The 25,295-nt window shown below is 39.6% G+C and carries 22 protein-coding genes; 18 read left to right on the top strand and 4 right to left on the bottom strand.

Going from position 1 to position 25,295, the window contains the following annotated elements:
* Window positions 1-426: 426 nt before the first annotated feature.
* On the top strand, window positions 427-1,926 hold the full coding sequence (locus PAARA_RS03415) for a DUF3360 family protein (protein ID WP_062567672.1): 1,500 nt from the start codon (window positions 427-429) through the stop codon (window positions 1,924-1,926).
* A gap of 41 nt (window positions 1,927-1,967) precedes the next feature.
* Here PAARA_RS03415 and PAARA_RS03410 read toward each other — a convergent pair whose 3' ends face one another.
* Window positions 1,968-2,549 carry a TetR/AcrR family transcriptional regulator gene (locus PAARA_RS03410; protein WP_062567671.1) on the bottom strand — a complete coding sequence of 194 codons (582 nt, stop codon included), beginning with the start codon at window positions 2,547-2,549 and terminating at the stop codon, window positions 1,968-1,970.
* A 101-nt stretch (window positions 2,550-2,650) separates the two neighbouring features.
* On the opposite strand from PAARA_RS03410, the gene PAARA_RS03405 reads away from it, so the two are divergent.
* Window positions 2,651-3,193 carry a carboxymuconolactone decarboxylase family protein gene (locus PAARA_RS03405; protein ID WP_062567670.1) on the top strand — a complete coding sequence of 181 codons (543 nt, stop codon included), beginning with the start codon at window positions 2,651-2,653 and terminating at the stop codon, window positions 3,191-3,193.
* 55 nt (window positions 3,194-3,248) lie between these two features.
* On the opposite strand, the gene PAARA_RS03400 is transcribed toward PAARA_RS03405, so the two are convergent.
* On the bottom strand, window positions 3,249-3,773 hold the full coding sequence (locus tag PAARA_RS03400; RefSeq protein WP_062567669.1) for a hypothetical protein: 525 nt from the start codon (window positions 3,771-3,773) through the stop codon (window positions 3,249-3,251).
* Between the two features lie 49 nt (window positions 3,774-3,822).
* On the opposite strand from PAARA_RS03400, the gene PAARA_RS03395 reads away from it, so the two are divergent.
* Window positions 3,823-4,182 carry a DUF1294 domain-containing protein gene (locus tag PAARA_RS03395; RefSeq protein WP_062568152.1) on the top strand — a complete coding sequence of 120 codons (360 nt, stop codon included), beginning with the start codon at window positions 3,823-3,825 and terminating at the stop codon, window positions 4,180-4,182.
* Window positions 4,183-4,241: 59 nt separating this feature from the next.
* Here the strand turns inward: PAARA_RS03395 and PAARA_RS03390 are convergent, their stop codons facing one another.
* Together PAARA_RS03390 and PAARA_RS03385 are read right to left on the bottom strand one after the other, a co-directional pair.
* Complete coding sequence (locus PAARA_RS03390) at window positions 4,242-4,592, bottom strand: PEGA domain-containing protein (RefSeq protein ID WP_062567668.1); 351 nt, start codon at window positions 4,590-4,592, stop codon at window positions 4,242-4,244.
* A 129-nt stretch (window positions 4,593-4,721) separates the two neighbouring features.
* Window positions 4,722-6,683 (bottom strand): serine/threonine-protein kinase, encoded by a 1,962-nt coding sequence (locus PAARA_RS03385; protein WP_062567667.1) that lies wholly within the window; start codon window positions 6,681-6,683, stop codon window positions 4,722-4,724.
* A 267-nt stretch (window positions 6,684-6,950) separates the two neighbouring features.
* On the opposite strand from PAARA_RS03385, the gene tagH reads away from it, so the two are divergent.
* From tagH to tssG, 15 genes are all read left to right on the top strand, one after another.
* Window positions 6,951-8,240, top strand: a complete 1,290-nt coding sequence (tagH, locus tag PAARA_RS03380; RefSeq protein ID WP_062567666.1) for a type VI secretion system-associated FHA domain protein TagH — start codon at window positions 6,951-6,953, stop codon at window positions 8,238-8,240.
* 17 nt (window positions 8,241-8,257) lie between these two features.
* Window positions 8,258-8,713, top strand: coding sequence for a type VI secretion system lipoprotein TssJ (gene tssJ / locus PAARA_RS03375; RefSeq protein ID WP_062567665.1), 456 nt, complete (start codon window positions 8,258-8,260; stop codon window positions 8,711-8,713).
* A gap of 15 nt (window positions 8,714-8,728) precedes the next feature.
* Window positions 8,729-10,057, top strand: coding sequence for a type VI secretion system baseplate subunit TssK (gene tssK / locus PAARA_RS03370; RefSeq protein WP_062567664.1), 1,329 nt, complete (start codon window positions 8,729-8,731; stop codon window positions 10,055-10,057).
* A 15-nt stretch (window positions 10,058-10,072) separates the two neighbouring features.
* Window positions 10,073-11,353 carry a type VI secretion system protein TssL, long form gene (gene tssL / locus PAARA_RS03365; RefSeq protein WP_062567663.1) on the top strand — a complete coding sequence of 427 codons (1,281 nt, stop codon included), beginning with the start codon at window positions 10,073-10,075 and terminating at the stop codon, window positions 11,351-11,353.
* Between the two features lie 10 nt (window positions 11,354-11,363).
* Window positions 11,364-14,864, top strand: coding sequence for a type VI secretion system membrane subunit TssM (tssM, locus tag PAARA_RS03360; protein WP_062567662.1), 3,501 nt, complete (start codon window positions 11,364-11,366; stop codon window positions 14,862-14,864).
* Entirely contained in the window at window positions 14,846-15,574 is a 729-nt protein-coding gene (gene tagF, locus PAARA_RS03355; RefSeq protein ID WP_062567661.1) for a type VI secretion system-associated protein TagF, read from the top strand. The genes tssM and tagF overlap by 19 nt, the downstream gene beginning before the upstream one ends.
* On the top strand, window positions 15,567-16,358 hold the full coding sequence (locus tag PAARA_RS03350) for a Stp1/IreP family PP2C-type Ser/Thr phosphatase (RefSeq protein ID WP_062567660.1): 792 nt from the start codon (window positions 15,567-15,569) through the stop codon (window positions 16,356-16,358). Before tagF ends, PAARA_RS03350 begins: the two co-directional genes overlap by 8 nt.
* A 176-nt stretch (window positions 16,359-16,534) precedes the next feature.
* Window positions 16,535-17,647 (top strand): type VI secretion system protein TssA, encoded by a 1,113-nt coding sequence (gene tssA, locus PAARA_RS03345; RefSeq protein WP_062568151.1) that lies wholly within the window; start codon window positions 16,535-16,537, stop codon window positions 17,645-17,647.
* Between the two features lie 12 nt (window positions 17,648-17,659).
* Window positions 17,660-18,163 carry a type VI secretion system contractile sheath small subunit gene (gene tssB / locus PAARA_RS03340; RefSeq protein WP_062567659.1) on the top strand — a complete coding sequence of 168 codons (504 nt, stop codon included), beginning with the start codon at window positions 17,660-17,662 and terminating at the stop codon, window positions 18,161-18,163.
* Window positions 18,160-19,653: a type VI secretion system contractile sheath large subunit gene (tssC, locus tag PAARA_RS03335; protein WP_062567658.1), complete on the top strand. Its 1,494-nt coding sequence runs from the start codon at window positions 18,160-18,162 to the stop codon at window positions 19,651-19,653. Before tssB ends, tssC (PAARA_RS03335) begins: the two co-directional genes overlap by 4 nt.
* A gap of 28 nt (window positions 19,654-19,681) precedes the next feature.
* Window positions 19,682-21,208 (top strand): type VI secretion system contractile sheath large subunit, encoded by a 1,527-nt coding sequence (gene tssC, locus PAARA_RS03330; protein WP_062567657.1) that lies wholly within the window; start codon window positions 19,682-19,684, stop codon window positions 21,206-21,208.
* Between the two features lie 2 nt (window positions 21,209-21,210).
* Entirely contained in the window at window positions 21,211-21,978 is a 768-nt protein-coding gene (locus PAARA_RS03325) for a type VI secretion system accessory protein TagJ (protein ID WP_062567656.1), read from the top strand.
* A 17-nt stretch (window positions 21,979-21,995) separates the two neighbouring features.
* Window positions 21,996-22,481 carry a type VI secretion system baseplate subunit TssE gene (gene tssE / locus PAARA_RS03320; protein WP_062567655.1) on the top strand — a complete coding sequence of 162 codons (486 nt, stop codon included), beginning with the start codon at window positions 21,996-21,998 and terminating at the stop codon, window positions 22,479-22,481.
* Window positions 22,478-24,304 carry a type VI secretion system baseplate subunit TssF gene (gene tssF, locus PAARA_RS03315; protein ID WP_062567654.1) on the top strand — a complete coding sequence of 609 codons (1,827 nt, stop codon included), beginning with the start codon at window positions 22,478-22,480 and terminating at the stop codon, window positions 24,302-24,304. The genes tssE and tssF overlap by 4 nt, the downstream gene beginning before the upstream one ends.
* Window positions 24,301-25,281: a type VI secretion system baseplate subunit TssG gene (tssG, locus tag PAARA_RS03310; RefSeq protein ID WP_062567653.1), complete on the top strand. Its 981-nt coding sequence runs from the start codon at window positions 24,301-24,303 to the stop codon at window positions 25,279-25,281. Before tssF ends, tssG begins: the two co-directional genes overlap by 4 nt.
* The last annotated feature ends 14 nt before the right edge of the window (window positions 25,282-25,295 follow it).

The raw sequence follows: 25,295 nt of genomic DNA, 5'->3' as shown, positions 1-25,295 counted from the left end.
TTGTCTTACGCCTGCATGTAGCAGCGGTTTTATACCGCGTCATAAGTGAACAGTAACAAGATGCAATGAGTGAAATATGGGACAAACGCGATGTGAAATCGCTGCTAGATGTTCGTATCTTGCACCCCATTTCTCGACTGTTATCTATCTGTTTGCTATTCATACAATTTATTAGACTAATAGTTAATATGCTTAAAAAGTAAGCATTTACTTATTGTTTGCCTGCCTTTTTATAAACTAGATATTAAAAAGTTTTTTGATTTCATGAGTTTAACTTTTCTTTCTTAATGTTCTATATTTTAAAACTGCCTTTTTTACAAATTCATACCCTACCTTTTGCTTAATCGTGTTTTGTACCTCGCTGCTTTACCCTAAATGCAGAATAAAGACTCACACAATTTTCAAGATTAAGTAGTAGGAGAAGTCATGAATAAGACGCAGCATCAAGCATCAACTGCGCCTGCTGAGCTCGACCAGCAAAGCTATAAAGCACTCCACAAACCTAGCAGCGAATTTTCAAGCCGCGATGAATACCTCGAGAATGAACTGCAAATCATGCAACCTAAGCGTTGGCGACCAAACTTACCCTTTCGGGATTATCGTTTTGAGTTAGAAGATTCAATCCCCGCGATGGCAGGCACGATTGGTAAAGTGGTGATGGTGGGTGCAATTGCTGCCACATTTGCAGCCCCGCTTGGCCTTGGCGAAGCATTTATTTTAGAAAACGTTCGTTATGAGCTATTAATTGTTTCTATATTTATCTTATTGTTTTCAGGATTCTTTTTACCTACAGCAAACTTGGCTGGTACGCATGGGCCGCTGATCCCTTTAATACCTATAGTGGTTGCTGCGGGTGGTCATCCTATGGCGTTTGGATTACTGATCGGGGCATTTGGTTTATTGCTCGCACTCAGTAAAGGAGGCAGTTTACTGGCGGGCTTAACAAGCCGTGGTGTGTGTGGGGGATTACTGCTTTACCTTGGCTTTATCGGTACAATTTCACAGGTTAAAAAGCTGTTTGCATGGGCTGAGGGCATCGATATGACTCACATTGCCTTTATTGTGATCTTATCGACTATTGTTTTGTATGCACTGCTTGAGCATTACAAAAAGCGTTGGTTAGCCGTACCGTTAAGTTGTTTGTTGGGTGGTTTAATCGCCTTTTTACTGGGCGCGCCGTTTGAGTTTAAAACAGCTCCTGGATTGCCTAATATGAACCCGATGTATTGGTGGGGTGAAAACACCGGCTGGATGCTTGGCTTACCGACACTTGAGAGCTTTGTAGTGGTATTGCCATTCGCGGTGCTTGCGGTTGCGATGTGGTCACCTGACTTTTTGGGGCATCAAGTGTTTCAAAAAATCAGTTACCCTGAGCGCACTGAAAAGGTTCAAATGAACATAGATGATACAATGTTTAGCGCCTCAATTCGTCAGACCTTTGGTTCGTTGTTAGGTGGTTCAAACTTTACCTCGTCATGGGGAACTTACATTGTGCCAGCAGCCATCGCGAAGCGACCGATACCAGCCGGTGCGATTTTGACGGCTTTATTTTGTATCATTGCAGGTATTTGGGGCTACCCAATGGATTTAGCCATTTGGCAACCGGTATTATGTGTGGCACTGATTGTCGGGGTATTTATTCCATTACTTGAAGCTGGTATGGAAATGACGCGAGAAGGCAAAACCACTCAGTCGGCAGCTATTGTGGTGTTTTCTTCTGCTTTGGTGAATCCTGCGTTTGGTTGGTCACTGACTATGTTATTAGATAACTTGGGTTTGATTGGCTGTAAAGAACGTAGCTCTGAGTTAACCCCAATGAGCCGTTGGATTATTCCACTGGTGATGTTCGTTATTTTAACTGGTGTGATGGCTATTGTGGGTATGCTACCTGGTATTCCAGCGTTAATGGCTGACTTTAGACATTAATTTTTAAGGGCAAGCTGAGTGTCTTGCCCTAACTTGCTTAGTTAAAAATCTTTAATTAATTTAAACATCATGTTCACTAATTCATTGCTTATAGTGTTTGATTGGGACCTATGCATGTAGCTTCTTAGACCTGTAAATTGGATTTGAAACAAGCGCGCATATTCTAGCGGAGCATGGTTAGTTGCTAGTTCATTTTGTTTTTGTGCAGTGTCAAAAATATCTGTTAGGTAACATTCAAACTGTTGCAATAGATCATTCGTTAAGTTTTTCAGTAGTGGCTGTGAGTAGTCAAATTCAGCATTCGCTTTAATTAACATACATATTTCACAACCGGGTTCTGAATCTTCCAATACAGCTTGAACAAAAGAGTGCAACCCTTCAAGTATGCTAGCACTACTTGATAAGTGTGTGGCGAGTAATGTCTTAAGTTGTTCAGCGTAGTTTTTAAGCGCTTCACTATATAGACCTTCTTTTGAGCCAAAGGCGGCATAAATACTCCCAGGGCGCATATCAACAGTGGTTTGTAAATCCCGCGTTGAGGTGGCCGAAAAGCCTTTTTGCCAAAATAGAATCCCCGCCTTTTTTATTACCTTTTCTCGGTCGAACTTAACTTTATTTACCATTTTTAACACCAATTTGAGCACTTGTTCAATTTTAACTTGAGCGAGTGCTCAAAAACAACTAGGCTATGCATCCATCACTTAAAAAAGACTAAGGAGAACACATGTCAAACTTTACGTTACATACTAAAGATACGGCTCCAGAAGCGGCAAAATCACTTCTAGATAATTCAGTGTCTGCGTTTGGGATGATCCCTAACTTGCATGCTGTAATGGCTGAAGCACCAACATTACTTGAGGGATATCAAGTGTTGCATGAGCTATTCCAAAAAACATCATTCACGGCTGAGGAACTAACGGTTGTATGGCAGACGATTAATGTAGAACATGCTTGTCACTATTGTGTGCCAGCACATAGTGCAATAGCGGCAAGTATGAAAGTTGATCAAGCAATTGTGGATGCGCTTGTTAATAAAACCCCTTTAGCGAGTGCTAAGCTCGAGATCCTTCGTGGTACTACATTAGCGATGACGCGGAATCGAGGGGTTATTGATAAACAGCAACTAGACGCTTTTTTTGATGCGGGTTATTCGAATCAGCAGTTATTAGAAATTGTATTAGGCTTATCGCAAAAAGTGATGAGTAACTATACTAATCATCTTGCTAACACTGAGATTGATGAACCTTTTAAAAAGTTTGCAAAATAGCGTTTACTGAGCACGGTTTAGGTTTACTCGCTTAGACCGTGCTCAAACTGAGTGATTATTTAAACTTCACCTCTTTATTACTTCGGGTATAGATACGCTTTTCAGGTTTTGTCCATTGCCCTTTTTTTAAGTATGACGTTGAAACAATAAAGCTGTTATCTTTATACTCACTGGTCGATTTTACTTTCGTGATACCTTCTTGACTGCCAGTCACATTCTCGTAAGCAACAAATTGAGTAGGACTGAGGACGTTCATCGTTCCTTTTGTGTAAAACCCTGCGGTCGTGAAATAATAAAATACCAGAGACTGCTTGTTATTATCCCAAAAAATCATCGACTCGCCGCCATATTCACCTTCATTTATTGAATGAATGGTTTTTATTGCCATGCCGTTGAGTGCGCGTTGCCAGGTACTTACATCCTGAACAGCTGGCTTACCTTGTGCAACATCAAAGTCAGCTTGCCATGTGCCTAAATAAGGTTTAAAAACTTGCAAATGTTCTGATAGCTGCGGCTCTGCCGACAATACCGAAAAAGTACACAAGCACATTGATAGTAAAAGCGATTTTAGATGTGCCATAATAATGCCTCGTTTAGTTATAATTTTGTCTAGTATAGGTGATAATTCTTTGATTAAGAAAGCTCTAACATTTTTTGCTGTTTGTTTTTTACTATTTTTATGGGTTGCATCTTGGCAGCTAAATCTATCTTACTTGATTGCTGGTATTTACTCGGTAGTAAGTCTGATAACCTTTTTGGTGTATGGCTGGGATAAACGTTTAGCAGCTGAACATGGTGAGAATGTGATTAGAGTCCCTGAACGTACCTTGCATATTTTAGGTGTTTTCGGCGGTTGGCCAGGCTCATTACTTGCTCAGCAATGGTTAAGGCATAAATCTAAAAAGCGCCGTTTTATCTTTGTGCTTTGGCTTACAATTATTGCAAATGGATGTGCTTTATCATTGTTGTATTATTTGCAATATATGTAGTGGAGCATAAAAAAGGAAAGCTAAGCTTTCCTTTGTGGTTGTTAAAAAGTAACGATACGTTATTGTGCTGATTCAGTTGCTGGGACGCTATCAAGCTCAACAGTTAATACAGTCTTTTTATTTACTTCGACCCATTTACGATAAGTTAAGAAGCCAGGTTTGCTTACCTCAATATCGTATTTACCTTCATCAAGCTCAATACCGTCTTGGTAAACAGGCTTAATATTCATAATACGCACACGCGCATCGTCAGGTGTTGTGATAACAGTTAAAGAGGTTGCTGTCTCTTCTGCTACAACGGCTGTCGCCGCTGGCTCTACTACAGGCTCGGGTTTAGGAGCAACTTCGGTAGAGGTTGTCGAACAACCTGTTAAAAATAACATGACACATAACGTACTTAACTTTTTCATAACTACTCCATATTCTGTTGTATTGACGTTGACTGCATAGACTAAAATTAAATGTAACAACAAGGAAAACCAGCACGTGAGATGTGCAAATTGAGTCTTCCTTGACGTTTGGCTAATTTATAAATAGCGCTAAATTGTATTTTCTAAACTTTTTCTTATTACTTCACTTCGTTCGACTAATTTTTCCGCGGTTCTATACATTTTGCGCTTCATTAGTTGACTTGCCATAGAAATATACTTGCTCGCAATTTCATCTTTAATTAATAAAATAGGCTCAAATGTATCTGGGAAAATCTCAGCTTGTTTAGAAAATGCTTCATCGAACTCCATTAGCTCTTTATAGTCTTCTATTTCAGCTAAACGAGTTTTGAAGCCTTCTAGTTTTTCATGATAAAAAATAAGCGCATCTTCAGAAGGGTAACTTGCTGATTGACCGTTGCTTACTTTATTGTTGTAGCTAATAAGTGCAGTCATTGCTGACTCTTTCTTCCTAAGTGCAATCAGCAGAGGTTGAAGATTGTCAGCATTTTTAAATGCGAGCTCACCAACATTTAACAGTGTTTTTTGCATTGCGAAGTCATCGTTTTCAATCGCATCCATTACCGCTAATTTATAAACATTCTCGTACTCTTCGCTTGGCTTATACTGGTAACTTTGGTCAATAATTGAAAGCTGCTTCATCAAGTTTTCAATACTGTTTTCGCCACCTTCATCATATCTAGCTTGGGCAAGCAGCACATCTAAGCGGTAGCTTAAATCTGAGATAATAGACTGTCTTTCTGTTAGTAGGCTATCAAGCTTGCTAGCTAATAATTGTGAATCTGGGTAATACACCCGTGCCTCATTATAAATGTCTATCGCTTTGTCATAGTCTTTTGTATTAAGTGACGTGCGAGCTAAGTTGTCGACTCGTTGCTCAAACCTACCAACTATTTTGTTTTGATGAACTTTTAAAAGACCTTCTTTTAAAACATTATATTGTGGAGGTATTTCATCTAATCGTTGAGGCAACTCATCGCCGCCCCAAGTCATCCATGCTTCTAGCTGTTCAACTTTAGCAACTGAGTTCTTGAAATTAGCATCCAATGTTGTTTGCTGCTCTTGAACCGAGTTGATGTAGAAAAAGCTACCCGCAATAATAATGAAATAACATGCAACATGCGCAAGTAAAGGAACTCTGCTGTTAGTTAGCTCATTATTAAGTTCAGTTAAAGCTTCAGCTCTTTTAGCTTCATCAAGCTGTAAGCATCTTTTTAATTTTGACCAGAGAAAGACTGAGCAGTTGCTTGGTTTTTTAACCGTGGTGTCTTTGCTAACCGTGTTAGCGGCTTTTCTGTTATAAGGATGTTTGCTGGTTAAAAGTTCGTACGCAATACAGCCCAAAGAGAAAATATCGTCTTTCTTGGTAGCTTCTTTACCATTTAGCTGTGCAGGACTTGCATAGGTCGGGGTATAACCAGTACTGGTTGGTTTGTCATCATTTAGGCTAGGTGCTGCATATAGATCTTCATGGCTATGTGTTTTTGCAATACCAAAATCTAAAATTTTTAGATTGCCTTGAGAATCAAACATGACGTTAGACGGTTTAAGATCATTGTGAATGATCCCTTTTGCATGTGCGTATGACAATGCATCAATAAGCTGTTTTAGAATAGGTTTGGCACGCTTTTGAGTGAGGCCATTAGGTTTATTTCTTTTTATAAGCTGTTCTAATGTTTCACCTTCAACCCACTCCATAACAACAAAGTGATGCGATTCATCTGAAGATGCAGAGAATACTTTTACAATATTTGGATGAGATAAAGAACGAGTTTTGACTGTTTCATCTTTTAGAAGCGAAATGGCTTCCTCAGAATCACACAGCTCCTCATGTAAAACTTTAATTGCTACAAAGTTATCTTGATGGGTGCTTGTTTCTAGGTGAATGTCGCGGGCACGATATATGTGGCCCATACCGCCTTCGCCTATTAACTCTTCAATTAGGTATCGCTGGGCTAACTTCTTACCAATAAGATGAAGTTTATTTGAATTGTGGCTTTTGCCTTTAGTTTCAATTGAAGCAATGCGTGTTTTATCGTTATCGGTCGTCATTTAAATTCCTTTTTTGAAATCAACATTCCTGTTTGATTGGTGTGTATTTTACAAAAAACAAAATAATAAGCAATCATTCAGCTAGTATAAATAAACAAGGAACTATGTTGTTTAACTATTTTTGAGTTGTTTTTATTAGATAGAACGCCTATTGTTTAGTTTTATGAAATAATTAAATTGGTTTTTTGTATATTAGACAGCGTTGACTTTGGTTAACGAAGTATTTTATTCTATTAGAATGTTTAGATTTATGGGACTAACAATCAAATGGAAGTGGTTTTAAATGTTACCAGCTATCATAGACTTTCACCTGAGATTGAGGCTACAAAAACAGTAGAACAGGAATTAACTTTTGGCCGCTCTGATCAATGTGATTGGCATTTACCTGACCCTGAAAAGGTCATCTCTGGTCAACACGGTAAAGTTGTCAAAGAAGCAGATGGCTTCTACGTTTATGATTACTCTACGAATGGTTTATTTATTAACTATTCTGTTTCACCGCTGGGTAAGGAAAATAAACATTTGCTATCGGATGGTGATGTACTATCCATTGGTGATTTTCAAATTGAAGCTAAGTTGTCTAATCAGCTTCAAAAGCAAAGCTCACATCAATCAGCTGCTGCTTTTAGTCAGCCCAGTCCGTCAGTAGAGAACTATAACCAGAATAATGACATGGCGAATTCTTCGCTAAGCAATGAATTTGCTGGTGGCATGGACGAAGCGATGATAGCGCCTTCTTTCCAGCAACCGCAAGCACCTATTTCAGAGCCAGTTAACAGTAGCTCATTAAGCCAACCAATCCCTGAAGACTGGGATGAAATAGCGTTTATGGGTTCAAGTAACGAAGTAGTAAGTGAAAGTAGCCAACATTTGGCTAGTCCACCTGTTGCTGAACCGCCTGTGCAAGTTCAACAAAAGCCAGCTCAGCATAGTACTACTCAACCTGCTAAAGCACCTAAACCGGTTACTGGCAATGGTGATTCGCCTTTAGTTGCTGCTTTTTTAGAAGGCTTGGGAGTGAATGATGAACTTGCGAATGAATTAAACGATGAACGTGTTTGGGCACAAATGGGCGAGAGCTTGAGACATTTTTTAGTCGGCTCTATGGATTTAATTCGCCAACGTTCTTTACTAAAAAATCAACTCAAGTTGAACCACACGACATTTCAGGTTGAACAAAATAACCCTTTGAAGTTCTCTGCCACGCTTGATGATGCTATTCAAAACTTATTTATTCGTAAAAGTTCAAGCTACTTACAGGCAAATAAAGCGGTTCAAGAGAGTTTTATCGACACCAAAGCCCATGAAAAAGGGCTGTTAGCAGGTGCCACCGGCGCGCTTTCTGGTGCATTAGAGCAATTATCTCCTGATGGCATCAAGCAGCAAGTGCGTAACAAAGAGAGTATTTTAAATTACTTACCAACTTATTCTGACTCATCGAGTTGGGATATATATCAAAAATTACACGCTGAAATTATTGAAGATGTTGAAACAAAAGGTGTATTAGCATTATCTGAAGAATTTTTGCGAGCGTACAATAATCACAGTAAAGCGTGATATAAGGGAATAAAAGCATGTTAAAGTCCAAACTTACTTTTGCTGGAGCTCTATTAGTTTTTTTAGTTGGCTGCTCAACGGTTAATAAATTTGTGCCACCGTCAACTGATCTAAATATTAATGTTGCCGCTGACGTTAACCCTGATATTTCAGGACGTCCTTCTCCTGTAGTTTTAAAAGTGTTTGAACTTAGTTCGCGAACTATTTTTGATACGCAAGACTTTTTCAGTCTTTACGATACACCAGAAGAAATTTTAGGACCAGATCTCCTAAAGAAAGATGAGTTAGAGTTACAGCCAGGGTCTAAGCTTGAGTATAAAATGAGCTTAAATAGGAACACGCGATTCATTGGCGTTGTGTTGGCGTATAGAGATATTGAAAAAGCACGCTGGCGTTCAGTTATTGAAGTAGATCCAACAGGTTACGACGATATCGATGTGAATGTAGAGTCGCTAGCGACTTACATGAGATGATTAAAAGGAATTAAAATGAGTGATTACACGCGGGTCGCATGGACTGAGGGCATGTTTTTAAGGCCCCAACATTTCCAGCAAGCAGACAAGCATACCTTCAGCACGATTAGGAAAATTATAGAAGCGAATGTTGCTGACTCGTGGGGCGTTGTTGATATCGATATTGATACCGGTTTATTGGTAACAGGGCAGTTTGCTATTGACAGTCTAACGGCTGTTACCTCTGATTTGTGTCCAATTAACATGCCAAGTAATGAGCAGTTGCCTGCTCCGCTTGTTGTACCAAAAAATACCTACAATGAAATTGTATGTTTAGCTGTTCCAGCGTTGAAAAGCAGTGGTATAAATTTAGCGACTGAAGAAGATGAGCTAGTTACGCGATATCGAATTGCCGATTTATCGATTAGTGATGATAACTTAGGTTCTCAAGCGCAAGAAGTTATTCAGGTGGCACAGCTTCATAGCAAACTAATGTTAATGTCTGATGATACAGCAGGTTACGTAACATTGCCCGTTGCGCGTATTAGTGAAGTAACGAACGAGGGGGCGATTAAGCTTGACCCTAAATACGTTCCACCCTGCTTGCAAATTACTCATTGTAAACCGTTAATTGGTCTTGTAAGAGAGATTGGCAGTTTGATAAAACAGCGCGCTGAAAGTATCTCTGGAAGATTATGTCAAGGGTATGCTGGCAGTGCGTCTGTGGCTGACTTCATCATGCTTCAAACACTTAACAAATACGACGCTGTTTTTGAAAGCTTATTAAATCATTCTCACGTTCATCCAAGAGCATTTTACACGCGCTTAATTGAGATGGCTGGCGAACTTGCAACATTCAGTGCAGCCAATAAGCGTGTGCCCGTCTTACCTAAGTATGATCATGCAAATTTACAGTTCGTCTTTTCAGAGGTTGTAAGCTTCTTGTATCAATCTCTGAGTCAAGTTATTGAACAAACTGCAACCGAAATTAAGCTTGAACAAAGCAAGTTTGGTATTTCTTTTGGTGCCTTAAAAGATAAAAGTATTCTTGATTCGTCTCAGTTTGTGCTTGCAGTTAAAGCCAGCGTGCCGCATGAAGAATTACGTAAATTACTACCTTCACAAATTAAGATAGGTAGTGTGGAGACAATTCGTGACTTGGTTAATAACCAAATACCAGGGATATCGATTAACAGTCTGCCAACAGCACCGCGTCAGGTTCCATATCATGCGGGTTATCATTACTTTGAGCTTAACAAACAAAGTGAACACTGGAATAAGCTAAAATCAAGCGGTGGGATTGCAATTCACTTGTCCGGTAACTATCCGGATCTTAACTTGGTTTTATGGGCTATTAGAAGCTAACAGAGGGAAGTTTCAATGGATGAAACAATAATTAAACCACGTCCAGGCCGTTTGAGTCGAGGCATGGAGGATGCAAATACTTCAAAATCGCATTCAGATAAAACAGTCGTATCACTGAGTCAATCTGAAAGTGGAAGTGCGCCTTTAAATAATATTTCAATATTCAAAAATGGTTTACTTGAAGCCGCTAATGACTGCTTTTCTTTAGTGATTTTCATCAACCAATCTTCGGAAGTTGAAAATTTAGCGGCCTTGAAGCACCGAGCCATTGAGTCGATTAAACGTTTTGAAAGTACTTTGCGTGCCAAATCTATCGATTTGTCAGTGATAAATAATGCCCGCTATTGTTTGTGTGCTGCATTGGATGAAGCTGCGTTAAATGCTAAGTGGAGCTCACTGGAGTGGGCGGAAGAAAGCTTACTATCAACATTCCATAAAGAGACGTTTGGCGGAGAATACTTTTTCACTCTGCTGGATGATGCCTTGCTACACCCTGAAGCAAACAAAGAATTTTTAGAATTACAGTACCACTGTCTAAATTTAGGCTTTAAAGGTAAGTATCGGGTTGATACTGGCGGCGATAGTAAGATAGATGATTATCGAAATCGCGTATATCACATTTTAAATCAACTAGATGGACCTCAAAGTAAATACCTAACACCGTCTTGGAAGAGCCGTGTTGCAGCCGGTATGGAGTTAAGAAACCAGATCCCACTTTGGGTCGTTGTATCTGTTTTAACCCTACTCACATTGGCCGTGTATTTATTTTTTAATATGCGTTTAAATGAAAAAGTGGCAACGACTACGGATAATTTAAATTTAGTACATCCTATTTCATCTTCACAAACCGAAGACACTAAAAATACACAGCTTGATCTACTAACACAGTTAATGCACACCGAAATACAACGTGGTGTAGTTAGTATTGAGCGTCAATCGGATCGAATTAGAATTACCATTAATAACGAAAGCCTCTTTAATGTTGGTGAAGCGTCGTTACGTCCTTCATTCCAACCAATATTAGAAAAGCTTGCGCTGAGCCTTGAGGGCACAAAAGGTAAAATTTTAATAACAGGTCACACTGATGACAGTCCAATAAGTACCAACCAGTACCCCTCAAATTGGCACCTGTCATTAGCAAGAGCAACGCAAGTTGCAAACTCTATGGCCAAAAATACAGGCTTAATGGGTAGGTTATGGCCAGAAGGAAGAGGTTCTGCGGAGCCCTTGGTGAGTAATGCCGATTCAAATCAGAAAGCATTGAATCGCAGAATTGAAATCGACTTACTTTTTTAATGGAGTTGCAATGAGTTTTATTCAAAAGTGCAAGCGTGCTATGTACGCGCTTACCTCTCGTAAAGTTATGATTGTAATTGGCTTTATAGCGCTCTTCTTGTTGATCTGGTTTGGCGGTCCATTGATCTCTATTGCTGATTACACTCCTTTGGCAAGTGTTGCGGCACGCGCGATTCTGATACTTGCTATTTTATTAATTTATACCTTAACCAAGCTATTGCATCTAAGAAAGCAAAATAAACGCAACGAAAGCATGGCCGAAGAACTAATTGAGGTTGATGAAGGTGCTGGCGATGAAATCCAAGAGGAGATCAAAACATTAAAAGCACGTATGGTTGAGGCAATTGAATTACTTAAGAATGCTAAGTTATTCAACGGGCGAAACATCTACCAATTGCCTTGGTATATCATGATTGGCCCTCCTGGTGCTGGTAAAACAAATATCATCAATAACTCAGGTCTTGATTTTCCGTTAAAAGATAAGCTTGGCACTGATTTAGTGCATGGTGTGGGCGGAACGCGAAACTGTGACTGGTGGTTCACCAATAAAGCCGTGATTATTGACACCGCAGGGCGCTATACAACACAAAATAGTCATGCTCTACATGATGCGAAAGCATGGCAAGGATTTTTAGGCTTATTAAGAAAGTACCGCCCGAAAAGACCTATTAATGGTGTGGTGATTAGTATGGGCATCTCTGAATTAATGAACCAAACAAAAACAGAGAGAAACTTACACGCACGCGCCATTAAACAGCGCTTACAAGAGCTACAAAGTCAACTTGGAATGACATTCCCCGTGTATGTTATTTTATCAAAAGTTGACTTAATTGAAGGGTTTAGAGAGTTCTTTTGTGAACTCAGTGATGAAGAGTGTGAGCAAGTTTGGGGTGTTACTTTCGAGCTTGATGCTAACTCTGACAATCAAATGGATGCATTTAATAAAGAGTTTCACGCGCTTATCTCTAATTTAACAACATTACTTAATCGACGTTTGATCAATGAACATGATCTAACGAATAGATCGAAGATCTTTGAGTTTCCTAAACAGCTTCGTGTTTTACAAAATGTCGGTTATTCATTCTTAAAAGAAATTTTCACACCTAATGCATACGAGAGCCTGCCAATATTCCGCGGTGTTTATTTAACAAGTTCGACTCAAGAAGGCGTGCCTTCAAACCTGTTAAACGAGCAAAGTACGGTAAAGAAAGATTATATTAATCAGACAAGAAGCTTCTTTATTAAACGCTTATTAGAAAAAGTCATTTTTCCTGAGCAAAACTTAGCAAGCACTAACAAACACCATGAAAAGCAGAACAAGTGGCTACGTATATCTTGCTTAGCCGTAACGAGTGTTGTTTTATTAGGCTTGAGTATTTCTTGGTATGTGAGCTTTTCGTGGAACAATGAGCTTATCAGCAAAACCGATAATGCGCTCAGTGAGTATCAAGCTCTTGATCAAAATACGGTCGATAAAGCGAACTTAATTGTGCTAAATCAGCGCTTTAATATGCTTAAAAATTTCCCGGTTAATCAGTTAGAAGCCGATGATTTTGAAGCTTATGGCTTTAGCAAAGTAGAACCTCTCACGGAGGCTTCGCAAAAAGCATATATACGTTCATTAAAAACATACTTAGAGCCTTACTTATTAAATGCGCTGACCTCTGAGATGACAGAGCAGGCTGATTATTTAAGTTATCTCTACGAAACCTTACGTTGTTATTTAATGTTCTTTGAACCTGAGCATTACAATAATGAAGATGTGCTTGCTTGGTTTAGTGCATATTACGAGAGAAACTTACCAGGCGATGTTAATTTCCAAACACGTGCTGAATTATTTGAGCATACAAAAGCATTGTTAGAGCATGGTTTCTCTGAATCAGAAATTGATCATCAAGCTGTGCGATTAGCACGAGCGGAGCTAACTAAGTTACCTATTGCAGAGCGTGCTTATCAAAGGTTGCAAGCTGACTTTATCGACAGCAGCATTCCGCCTTTCAAATTAACTGACATTATCAGCTATGAAAGTGCGAAACAGTTTAGCTTCCAAAACTCAGACTCAATCATGAAAAGTATCCCAGGTCTTTATACTTATAATGGCTATCATGGCATCTTCAATGTTGAGAAAAGTAAGATGTTGGGTAACTTGATGGCAAGTAGCTGGGTGTATGGTGAAGAAGCGTCAGGGACCTATGATATTTCGAAAGCAGATATAGAGAAAAAGCTTGAACAGAAATATTTCCAAGATTACATCTATTATTGGCGCTCGTTTATTAATGAACTTTCGCTAAATGAGTTTAACTCACCTAATGAAGGCGTCAGAGTTACTGATGTGTTGGCGGGTCCAGAAACTCCAATAAAAAATATTATTACCACCGTACAAAAGAATGTGCGTTTAACTAAGCTACCTATTTCAGAAAATCAAAAGGCAGCCGGTAAGGTTGCGGCGAATGCCGCTGAAGTTGCAATGCATACTAAGGCTAATAGACTTAAGCGTTATTTGCCAAATGAAGCACCACAGTTTGATATAAAGCTTCCGGGTTATCAGGTTGAAGAAGCCTTTAGTGATATTTTAGAAATTGATGAGCAGCAACTTGAGCAAATTCAAGCAAGTTTAAGAGAGTTAAATATTTACTTAAATCAACTTGATAGAGGCGGGTTACTAAAATCATCTGTAAAAAATCAATTAAGTGGTAAGAGTAAGCCTGAGTTCCTTAGTCAATTAGAGTTCCAGAGTAAAGGGTTACCTTATCCTGCGAACAATTGGTTATTGAATATCAGTCAAGATACATCAAATATCACCAGAAGCAGTGCAAATCGTCACTTGAATGAAATATGGAAAAGTACTGTTTTACGTGAGTACAACGATGCAATTGTGGGTCGTTATCCGTTTGTTTCGACTTCATCTAAAGAGGTAAATCTTAAAGATTTCTCAGACTTTTTTGGTCCAGATGGCACAATCGATAGCTTTTTTAATACTTATATCGCACCAAGTGTCGACACCAGTAAGAGCCCTTGGCGATTCGAAAAGAATATCGGTGTAAGCAAGTCAGCATTAGAAATGTTTGAAAAAGCCGCCAAAATTCGCGAAGTATTTTTTGATGGTAACAGCAAAACACCGCGCATTGAGTTTGGTTTAAAACCATTAAAGTTAGATCAAACAGTTTCCAGTTTCATGCTTGAGATAGATGGTCAATCAATGATTTATCGTCATGGTCCACCTAAAGTTAAAAGCATCGTTTGGCCTGGTGATGTCGCTCAAAATAAAACGCGTATTGTGTTTACTCCACCATATGGAGGACGCACTATCAATGCCAGCTACGAGGGTGAATGGTCTTTGTATCGCATGTTAGATGACTTACAGGCGAAAAGAGCACAGACAGAAAAGGATTTACAGCTGCAATTTTCATTGCAAGGAAATAATGCGACAGTTGAGTTACTGCCAAAATCGATTAGACATCCATTCTGGAACGCAAGTATAGAGAGTTTTTCATGTCCGACCAGGCTTTAAAGTTAGGCTACTTGGGTAAGGTCCCTTTTCTAGGTGATTTTGTCCAAGATGGCATTTGTCAGCAATTTAGTGAGCATTGGGAACATTGGTTACAAGCTGCTATTGCTGTAAGCAAAGAGCAGCTCGGTTCACAGTGGCAGGAGCGATACTTGACCAGCCCTGTGTGGCATTTTGCATTATGTGAAAATGTCGTCACCGAGGATAGAAAAGTAGGCACATTACTGCCAAGTGTTGATGCCGTTGGCAGGCATTACCCGTTTACCGTCGTGCTAGACACGCAGCAGTTACCAATGAAGGCTTTACATTCAAACTTGCTTTCATTGGAGTACGAGGATGCAGTGCTATCTGTTCTTGAAGAGAGTGTTGACTTAAGCGTGTGGCGTAAAAAAGTGCTGGGTACATTGCAAAATACGCCTGTGACTAAAAAACGTTTTAGTAAGCATACTTCACCAGATGAAAACAAATCAGCGATAGCTTTTGAGTTTCAAGGGGTTGAGCTTGGCGACGAATCATTAGAGGACGTTTTACATAGCTTACTCTCAAGTAAGTATGGCGATTACAGTGTTTGGTGGACACATGGTTCGATAAACATCAAACCAGTGGTATTTATTACTGCTGGATTACCGCCTGTTAATCAGGTTGCAGCAATGCTAGATGGCCGATGGCAGCATTGGGAGTGGAATTATACTCAGGTAAGAGAGCGTGAATAAAAATTATACAAGTTATGCGGTGTCTCATCGAGGTGCAGTAAGGCAGTTAAACGAAGATGCTTATGTTGAGCTAAATAAGTTTAATATTTGGGTTGTCGCTGATGGTATGGGCGGCCATGAGGCTGGTGATTTTGCAAGCCAAATGGTTGTTGATGTGATTAAAAATGAAGTAGAGTCATTACCTGCTTCTTCCATATCAACAGTCATCCTTATTAACGCGATAAAAAAAGCAAACCAAAAGTTGTTTGAGTACAGCACTGACTACCTATCGAATAAAACCGCAGGGAGCACGGTCACCGTTTTGCTGTTGAAGGATGACAAATACTATGTACTGTGGGTGGGGGATAGTCGCATTTATCTATACCGTAACGGTGGCTTATCACAAGTCTCTCGGGACCACAGTCAAGTCAATGACCTTATCGATGAAGGTGTTTTATCTGAAGCAGAAGCAAGGCATCACCCTCTAGCGAATGTGATAACGCGTGCTGTAGGTGTGCAAGACGAAGTTGATGTTGATTTTAAAGAAGGTGATTTGCGCAGCGAAGACATCTTTTTGCTCTGTTCGGATGGCTTAACTGGAGAATTGAACGACTCAGAGATAAGTCTGGCGTTAGAACCAAAAAATATTATTGATTCTGGCATGGCACTAATTCACTCTTCGCTTGTGCGTGGCGCAAAAGATAATGTGACATTTATTTTAGTGAAGAATGAAGGGGTTAACTCTTGTGCTAATCAAAAGTTAACGCTTGATGATTTGACTATCCCGATGTTGTCAAGAAAGTAAGTTTTGTTATTTTTATTAACTCCATCATAAATATGGTTTTATTATTTATTTTGGTTGTTATAATTGAAATTGTGTATTTATAAGAGCGATGTTCTCTTGTAATCTTAAATAAGAAATGTAATATACCATATCGTTTCTTTTTTAGGTGTAAAATGGAAGGTAATAAAGGCAATGGAATGTTCACACTTGAAGAATATATAGCCCCCATCTCAGAAGATCATTTTGCGGGTATTGAACCTCGCTCAGATGTGTCTCCAACATCAACGTATTATTCTCTGAAAGATTTAAGAAATCAGTTGCGTGCAGCTGAGCGCTTAGCGCTTGTTGATGATGAAGGAATTGCATCTATAGCACGTGATTGGTTGCCATTACTTGACCAATGTAGCAATGCGTTAAAAACCGAAAGTAAAGATATTGAATACTTAGCTTGGTTTATTGAAGCAATGTGTAGAGTACACGGTTTCAAAGGCTTAGCCTTTGCTTTTCGTGCCGCGCATGAGCTTATCGAAAATCATTTCGACGAATTATACCCATTACTGGATGAAGACGACGAGATATCAGATAAAGTCTCTGCATTAATAGGTTTAAATGGTGTTGCCAGTGAAGGTGCGCTAATTATCCCTATTAAAAGTATTCCTCTGACAGAAAGCCATAACTATGAACCTTTTACTTTCTGGGAATATCAACAAGCTTATGACACCTCTAGGTTAAGTGATGAAAAACGTGAAAAGAAAATAGCGCAAGGTGCTATTGATTTTGATGTCATCGAAAAAGGCGCCCAAGAAACGCCCGTTGAGTATTTTGTTGATTTAAAGAATGGCATTGAAAATGCGCTGACAGAGTTTTTACAACTGAGTGCATCACTTGATAAAGCAACAAACCAATCACAGCCAACTTCTTATATTAAACAAGCGCTTGAACAATGTTTAAATGCTGTACTTCATCTTGGTGCAGATAAACTGTCTGCGCTTGAACAGCAAGTTTTAGAAGAACAACAAGATATTGCTGAGGAAGATGAGTCTCAAGAGTCGTCTTCAGCGAGCACTAGCAAAAGTGATAATGGTGCAATCACCAGCCGCGAAGGCGCAATTAAAAAATTACAAGAAATAGCTCTCTATTTTAGAAAGACAGAACCACATTCACCTATGTCTTATACCATTGAGCAAGTTATTCGATGGAGCGAATTGTCGTTACCAGAGCTATTAAATGAATTAATAACCGATAGTGATGCTAGGACTGGATACTTTAAGCTGTCTGGCATCAAAGTTAGCGAAACAGAAACCGAGTAAAAGGAGTTTTGAATGAGTATCCACGACAAATTAAAACGTGTTCGTAAACCACGAGTCCACATTACCTATGATGTAGAAACTGAAGGCGCAGTTGTAAAAAAAGAACTCCCTTTTGTTGTTGGTGTAATGGGTGATTTTTCTGGCCACAATAAAGAAGTATTAAAGCCATTAAAAGACAGACGATTTATTCAAATTGACCGTGACAATTTCAATGATGTTTTAAAGAAAATGAGCCCTTCGCTGCAGTTAAATGTAGACAACACTTTAACGGATGATGGCTCACAATTCAGTGTTGATCTGAACTTTAAAACGATTGATGACTTTGAGCCTGCGGCTGTTGTTAACCAAGTTGAACCATTACGTAACCTAATGGAAACACGCAACAAGTTACGTGACTTAATGACAAAGATTGACCGCTCTGAAGAGTTAGAGAATGTGTTAGAAGAAGTACTGAGCAACACAGCGAGTCTTGACTCTATTGCGAAGGAATTAAAAGTTGAGGAGTCTGAAAAATGAGCACCGAAACGTTAGCACAAGATGTAGAAAATACAGCAACAACAGAGTCGGCGTCGTTATTAACGCAAGCGATTGGCGCAACAAAACAAACTGATGCAAGCAGAGCGGAAGAGTTATTACGTACGCTAACTGAAGAAGCATTGAAGGGCACTGTGCAATGGAATAAAAACATGACAGTGACGTTTAATGAAGCCATTCAGCTGATTGATCAAAAAATATCAAAACAGCTTAGCGTCATTATGCACCACGAAGACTTCCAAAAGCTTGAAGGTTCATGGCGTGGTCTAAGTCACTTAGTGATGAACTCAGAGACCAGCTCAACGCTTAAAATACGCGTGCTTAACATGAAGAAAAAAGAACTTCATAAAGATTTAAGTAAAGCGGTTGAGTTTGACCAAAGCCAGACATTTAAAAAGATTTATGAATCAGAGTTTGGTACACCAGGTGGTGAACCTTACGGCACGATTGTTGGTGACTTTGAATTCACAAATCACCCAGAAGATGTAGAAACATTAAGCTTAATGTCTAATGTTGCAGCAGCAGGTTTCTGTCCGTTTATTTCTGCGTCATCACCTTCTTTATTCGGTTTTGACAGCTGGGAAGAGCTAACAAAACCTAGAGATCTAGAAAAGGTATTTGAGTCACTTGAATACACTAAATGGCGCTCGTTCAGAGACAGCGATGATTCTCGCTTTGTATCGCTTACTATGCCACGCTTCTTATCTCGTTTACCTTACGGTGCGGCGTCTAAGCCAGTAGAAGAGTTTAACTTTGAAGAGTTCACTGTTGATCCGATTGATGGCCGTTCTGTGAATACTGATAATGGTGATTACTGTTGGAGTAATGCGGCATACGCAATGGCGACTAACATGACAAAAGCTTTCTCTCAGTATGGCTTCTGTACAGCTATCCGTGGAGCGGAAGGTGGCGGTAAAGTTGAAGGCTTACCAACCCATATTTTCACCAGTGATGATGGTGATCCGGATCTTAAATGTCCAACTGAAATCGGTATTACTGACCGTCGTGAAGCAGAGCTAAGCAAACTTGGTTTCTTACCGCTTTGTCATTATAAAAATACTGATTATGCGGTATTCTTTGGTGGCCAGTCTTGTCAGAAACCACAAGTTTACTCAACCCCAGATGCAACAGCAAATGCTGCAATTTCAGCACGTCTACCCTACTTGATGGCAACATCTCGTTTTGCTCATTACTTAAAAGTAATGGCACGCGATAAAATTGGTAGCTTCATGGAAGCAGAAGACGTTGAGTCTTGGTTAAACCGTTGGATCCTGTCATACGTGAATGCGACTGAGGGTGGTGGTCAAGATATCCGTGCACGTTACCCATTAGCGGATGCAAAAGTGTCTGTAAAAGAAATACCAGGTCAACCTGGTGCGTACAACGCTGTTGCGTGGTTACGTCCATGGTTGCAAATGGAAGAGCTAACTTCGTCACTAAGATTAGTAGCGAAGATCCCTGAGATTGGCTAATACCTATGTGCATTAAGGATGATGCAAAATGAACTCTGAAGAGTTTTCATTCATAGAATCAGATGCTGTATTGAATCACAATACAGCATCTAATATATGTGATAACAGTGCTTTATTGGAACGTTTTCTCAACGAGAAAGACACCTATAAGGCACTGTTGCTATGGCTTGAAGGCTCATCAGATTCACCATTAATATGGAACAAAGAATCAGTTGGTTCGTATTTACAACATACCATTGTCAAAATAGACGCACTTATATCTAAGCAATTAGATCACATTTTGCATCACCCACAATTACAACGCTTAGAAGCAAGTTGGCGTAATTTGTGGTGGTTAGTAGGACAAACCGAACTTCACGACAAAGAAAAAAAAGTGAAGTTGCGTGTACTTAATTGCGATTGGATTACGCTATCTCGTGATGTAAATAAAGCAATCGACTTTGATCAAAGTAGTTTCTTTCAACTTATTTATCAAAATGAATTTGACCGTCCAGGTGGAGAGCCATTTGGTGTGCTTATTGGTGATTATGAAATTACCAATGGGTATACAAAAGGGACGATTTATAACGACATAGATACGTTAAAAGAAATATCTAAAGTAGCCGCTGCCTCTTTTTCACCTTTTATAAGTTCAGCTTCGGCAAACTTATTTGGTGCCGATAGTTTTGCTGATCTTGGCTATTACTTCGATTTGTATAATCAATTCGAGCAAGTTGAATATGTTAAATGGCGAAGCTTTCGGCAGATGGAAGATTCACGCTTTGTAGGCCTTGTTTTACCCCATGTGCTGGCGCGTGCCCCTTATAAAAATGATGGCACTCGCAACCAAGATTTTGCTTATCAAGAACGAATAACCAGCCCAGAAACCGAAATGCTTTGGGGCAATGCAGCTTATCAGTTTGTATTAACGCTTGTGCGTGCTTACTCTGAAAGTGGTTGGTTTGGTCAAATTCGTGGTATTGAGCCTGGTAAGGTTTCCAAAGGCATCGTCACCGGCCTTACGAAAAACTATTATTCGACAGATGTTTACAGAAAAGAAGCGAAACCACCGCTGGATTTAATTGTAACGAGTAAATTAGAAAAACAATTCTCTGAGTTAGGTTTTATCCCTGCATCATCTGTGACAAATACTGAACACTTAGTTTTTTATAGTAATGCTTCGGTACAACAGGCTAAGTACTACGACAGTGAAGTTTCAACTGTCAATGCGCGCCTGTCATCCATGCTGCAGTATATTTTATGTGTGTCACGGTTTGCCCATTATTTAAAATTACTTGCCCGTGACCGTGTTGGCTCGTACAGCACAGCACAAGCATGTGAGCAAGGGTTGCAATCGTGGGTCAATAATTACACTACGGCGTCTGACTCCGCGTCTGAGCATATTCGTAGTAAATACCCACTTGCGAATGCAAAAGTGAGAGTGACCGAAAATAAATCGAGGCCAGGGCATTATTTTTCAGTTTTGCAACTACAGCCGCATTTTCAACTTGATCAAATGATATCGAGTATCAAATTAGTGACTGAGCTCAGTCCTCACCACCAAATAAAGGAATAAAAATGAGAGAGATCCATGCACTCATCAGAAACGGAAAATTAACAGAAGCACTTGAGTATTGTGCTGAAAAATTAAAAGATGATCCGCTTAATTTTGACATCAGAAGTGCTTACACGGAATTGTTATGTGTCAATGGTGAATTAGAAAAGGCAGATAAACAGCTTGATTTTATGGTCACCAAGTCACCAGAATTTGCTGTAGGCGCTGTTAATTTAAGACACCTGATTAGAGCAGAGCAAGCAAGACAAGACTTTTACGCGGGTAAAGCTGCACCCAAGTTATTTCATGATGCGAATGAGCTAGATGAAGCTTTTCTTGAAATGCATATCAACTTACTAGCTAACGATATTGATAAAGCAACTGAAATTGCAGCGCAAGTTGAGCAGCTTCGTACTAACACAGTTGAAGATCAACAAGCTGCCATCCGTGACCTAGATGATTCGATTAATCCGTACTTAGAGATACTTGGAACGAACGGTGAGTTTTATTTAGCTCGCTTTGATGAAATAGAAAAGCTTGAGTTCGAACCTGTTGATTCAATTGTTGAACAAATTTGGTTGCGCGCTGAAGTTATCATCAAAAATGGCCCAAGTGGTACAGCTCATATCCCTCTCGTTTATCCGTATTCTGAAACGGAGCTTGAGAAGCTAGGGCAAGTCACTGAATGGCAAGAATTAAGCGAAAACTTGATTCAAGGTAAAGGAATGAAAATGTTTTATGCAAATGATGAAGCCATTCTTATTTCTGACCTTGGTCGTTTCATCGCTTAAGCAGTGTTCGCATAATCATGATTGAAAGCAAACAGTCACTTAAAGCTTCGATTCTAGACCGTTTAATTGACGATGAACCTGAAATTCAGGAGTCGCCACAAAGAACGGATGGAATTAGTTTATCTCAGTTAAAAAATTCAGTGCGACGAGATATGGAAGCTTTGCTTAATGCTCGTATTCAATGGCATACATGGCCTAGTCAGTATACTGAGCTTGCGACATCTTGCTTATCTTATGGGCTCCCCGACTTTTCGAGTATGTCTGTGAGCTCTCATGAAGGGCGACTCGTGTTGTGCGAAAAAGTACGCGATGCCATTTTACGATTTGAGCCGCGTTTCATTGAAGTTGAAGTGTTAGTTGACGAAGAGTTGCCAATTAATCGTGTTTTAAACCTAAGAATAAATGCATTGTTATATGCCGATCCTGAGCCTGAGTTTATTAGTTTTAACTCTGAGGTTGAGCCGGTTAGCCTTGGCATGAAAATTTTCGAGTCTTCACTATGAATGATGAATTATTAAAATATTACAACCGTGAGTTGGCGTATGTTCGCCACTTAGGTAAAGACTTTGCTGAGAAGTACCCAAAGGTTGCTGGAAGACTAAAGCTCAGTGATGAAACGATTGAAGATCCTCATGTTTCAAGGTTGATTGAATCATTTGCGTTTTTGACAGCCAACATCAGACAAAAGCTTGATGATAGTTTTCCTGAACTTACAGATGCACTATTAGGTCAGCTTTATCCTGATTACCAAGCGCCTATCCCTTCATTGTCTGTTATTAAGCTTGAGTCAGAAAACTTATCGACAACCGGTATCGTCATACCGAGAGGAAGTGAAGTCGAGACCAATGTTGAAAACATGAAGCAGTGTAAGTTTAAAAGCTGCTTTGACACCAACCTTTGGCCAGTTGAAATCACGGCGGCTCAATTTGATAATAGTCCGTTTATTGCACCAAAACCAACTTGGAATGAGCCTGCAAAAGCCATTTTCAAAGTACAGCTCACAGGTGAGTACGAAGGAGTACCGCTGCATGAGACTGAGCTTAATAATCTAAAAGTATTTATACACGGGCAGTGGCATTTTTCGTTAAAAGTGTACGAATTATTATTTAAACACTGTATTGGTATTGCCGTTGATAATGGCGATGAAGGTGTTCACTATCTGTCAAATGAGCATTTAAAGCCTGTTGGTTTTGAGCACGATGAGGCTGTAGTGCCTTATTCATTGCGCTCTTCATCTGGCTTTAGGTTATTGGTTGAACACTTTATCTTTCCTGAAAAGTTTAAATTTTTCGAATTACAAAATATTCGCCATGTGTTGCCGCGTGATTCAAACACAACGACCTTGTATTTCTATTTAGATACAGAATCTACAGAGTTAGAAAAACAGGTTGATAAAGACATGTTCTTATTGGGATGCACACCCATTATTAATATGTTTGAGCAGGAAATTGAGCCGATCAGACCTGAGCTAAGTGAGTACGAGTACAAGCTTGCACCACGTTATATCGATTCTGAAATATCTGAAATCATAAGCATTGAAGAAGTCGTGGCATTTGACCATAAAGGTAATAAACAAATCGTTACGCCTTTTTATGGGCAAACACACCCTAAATATCAAGAACATAAAGATCTATTTTGGCATACACGCCGTGAAACCGCTTTATGGGCTGGCGGCTATGCAGAGGCGGGAACAGAAACCTATTTATCTTTAGTTAATGGTGGCTTTGAAAATAGCGCCCAAGAGCTGAGTGAAGGCAATAGTGTGTTAACCGTGCGCGCTCAATGCAGTAACCGAAATCTGCCAGCAAGCTTACCGTTTGGTGATGATGAACTTGGTTTGTCTATGCCAAAACGGGGCGATGTAATTAAAAAAATTAGGTGTTTAGTGGCACCTACTCACGCAGTCAGACCGGTATTAGGAAGTAGCACGCGTTGGCAGTTAATTAATCACCTTACCATTGATTCATTTAGCGGTGAAAACGCAGTCGATAAGTTGAAAGAAACACTTCGATTATATGATTTCAAAGCAACGCCACAATCAAAAGGCATGATCGATAATATCTACAATGTAAAGATTGAGCCAGCAACGGCGCGTGTAGTGCAAAATGGTCGAGTGGCGTTTGCATCTGGCACAGATATCGAAATTACCTTTGCAAATGATGACTTCTCGGGCAGTGGTGTATTCTTTTTTGCATCTGTTTTAGATTGTTTTTTCTCACAATTTGCTTCAATTAATAGCTTCACCCGTTTGAGTTTAAAACTCAAAGAGCAAGATCGAGTTTACCATCAATGGCCTGCTCGGGTTGGTTCTGGGGTTTTACTATGATTGATAAGTTACTGCACAGTGCAACTCAAACTGATTTTTATAAAGCCGTATTCATTATTGAATCACAGTTACAAGAATCTGCGCAGCAGTATCGTAAGGTTGGCTATGACAGTCACCCTAAACTAGAACTTATTCGTTTTTCGGCCACTCAAAAATTTGGTTTTGCCGGCAATGCGATCACAAACCTAAAATCATCAGGAACATACGAAGGCGCCACAAAATTTAATATGGAAGTCTCATTTATGGGAATGACGGGATGCTCTGGTGCGTTGCCTCATTTTTATAGTGAGCTGGTGATGCAAAGGTTGCGCTTTAAAGATACAACCATGCGTGATTTCTATGACATGTTTAATCATCGCTTAGTCTCTTTATATTATCGTGCTTGGAAGAAGTATAAGCCCACACTTAACTTTGCCAATAAAGAGCATGATCAACATACAAAGATCTTATCTTTGCTAAGCGGCGGTCGTGCCCCGCACCAGTTGTATTTTGGTGGCTTATTTAGCCGAAGAGCACGTAATGCTGCTGATTTGCGAAATATTCTCGCTTTCTATCTCGATTGTGATGTTGAGATTGCGCAGTTTGTTGGCCAGTGGCAACCATTAAAACAAAGCGAACAAACACAAATAACCAGTACGGGTTTTAATGCAAAGCATGCGCGTTTAGGTGTTGATGCGATGGCAGGAAAGCAAGTATGGGATATTTCTACAAAAGTAAAAGTGATTGTTAAACCAAAAGATGCAAAGCAAACAACGCGTCTTTTGCCGCGCAGAGATTTATACGATCTGGCACACAAAATAACGAAAGATTTTCTCGGTAATCAAGTTCAACATGAGCTGGTTATTAAGTCGAATTTTTATGAATTAGATGCAACACAACTAAAAGAAGAGCGTTTTCAATTAGGCTGTAATAGCTTTCTTTTACCGCAAAGTGGTGTTCGTAAGGGAAACGTCACTGAGTTGTCGTTTAAAGGATAAATAAATACAAGGAA

This window comes from Pseudoalteromonas arabiensis, assembly GCF_001550155.1.
In the GTDB taxonomy this organism is placed as follows: Bacteria; Pseudomonadota; Gammaproteobacteria; order Enterobacterales; family Alteromonadaceae; genus Pseudoalteromonas; species Pseudoalteromonas arabiensis.
The sequence above is the reverse complement of the archived record's forward strand: the minus strand, read 5'-3'. Positions and strand labels throughout refer to the sequence as shown.

What these genes read in the sequence shown, in the direction of transcription:
- tssL (WP_062567663.1), top strand. Translation starts at nt 10,073, where the DNA reads ATGGATGAAACAATAATTAAACCACGTCCAGGCCGTTTGAGTCGAGGC.
- PAARA_RS03385 (WP_062567667.1), bottom strand. Translation starts at nt 6,683, where the DNA reads ATGACGACCGATAACGATAAAACACGCATTGCTTCAATTGAAACTAAA.
- tagH (WP_062567666.1), top strand. Translation starts at nt 6,951, where the DNA reads ATGGAAGTGGTTTTAAATGTTACCAGCTATCATAGACTTTCACCTGAG.
- PAARA_RS03325 (WP_062567656.1), top strand. Translation starts at nt 21,211, where the DNA reads ATGAGAGAGATCCATGCACTCATCAGAAACGGAAAATTAACAGAAGCA.
- PAARA_RS03415 (WP_062567672.1), top strand. Translation starts at nt 427, where the DNA reads ATGAATAAGACGCAGCATCAAGCATCAACTGCGCCTGCTGAGCTCGAC.
- PAARA_RS03390 (WP_062567668.1), bottom strand. Translation starts at nt 4,592, where the DNA reads ATGAAAAAGTTAAGTACGTTATGTGTCATGTTATTTTTAACAGGTTGT.
- PAARA_RS03405 (WP_062567670.1), top strand. Translation starts at nt 2,651, where the DNA reads ATGTCAAACTTTACGTTACATACTAAAGATACGGCTCCAGAAGCGGCA.
- tssB (WP_062567659.1), top strand. Translation starts at nt 17,660, where the DNA reads ATGAGTATCCACGACAAATTAAAACGTGTTCGTAAACCACGAGTCCAC.
- tssM (WP_062567662.1), top strand. Translation starts at nt 11,364, where the DNA reads ATGAGTTTTATTCAAAAGTGCAAGCGTGCTATGTACGCGCTTACCTCT.
- PAARA_RS03410 (WP_062567671.1), bottom strand. Translation starts at nt 2,549, where the DNA reads ATGGTAAATAAAGTTAAGTTCGACCGAGAAAAGGTAATAAAAAAGGCG.
- tssJ (WP_062567665.1), top strand. Translation starts at nt 8,258, where the DNA reads ATGTTAAAGTCCAAACTTACTTTTGCTGGAGCTCTATTAGTTTTTTTA.
- tagF (WP_062567661.1), top strand. Translation starts at nt 14,846, where the DNA reads ATGTCCGACCAGGCTTTAAAGTTAGGCTACTTGGGTAAGGTCCCTTTT.
- tssK (WP_062567664.1), top strand. Translation starts at nt 8,729, where the DNA reads ATGAGTGATTACACGCGGGTCGCATGGACTGAGGGCATGTTTTTAAGG.
- tssG (WP_062567653.1), top strand. Translation starts at nt 24,301, where the DNA reads ATGATTGATAAGTTACTGCACAGTGCAACTCAAACTGATTTTTATAAA.
- tssC (WP_062567658.1), top strand. Translation starts at nt 18,160, where the DNA reads ATGAGCACCGAAACGTTAGCACAAGATGTAGAAAATACAGCAACAACA.
- PAARA_RS03400 (WP_062567669.1), bottom strand. Translation starts at nt 3,773, where the DNA reads ATGGCACATCTAAAATCGCTTTTACTATCAATGTGCTTGTGTACTTTT.
- tssC (WP_062567657.1), top strand. Translation starts at nt 19,682, where the DNA reads ATGAACTCTGAAGAGTTTTCATTCATAGAATCAGATGCTGTATTGAAT.
- tssA (WP_062568151.1), top strand. Translation starts at nt 16,535, where the DNA reads ATGTTCACACTTGAAGAATATATAGCCCCCATCTCAGAAGATCATTTT.
- tssE (WP_062567655.1), top strand. Translation starts at nt 21,996, where the DNA reads ATGATTGAAAGCAAACAGTCACTTAAAGCTTCGATTCTAGACCGTTTA.
- tssF (WP_062567654.1), top strand. Translation starts at nt 22,478, where the DNA reads ATGAATGATGAATTATTAAAATATTACAACCGTGAGTTGGCGTATGTT.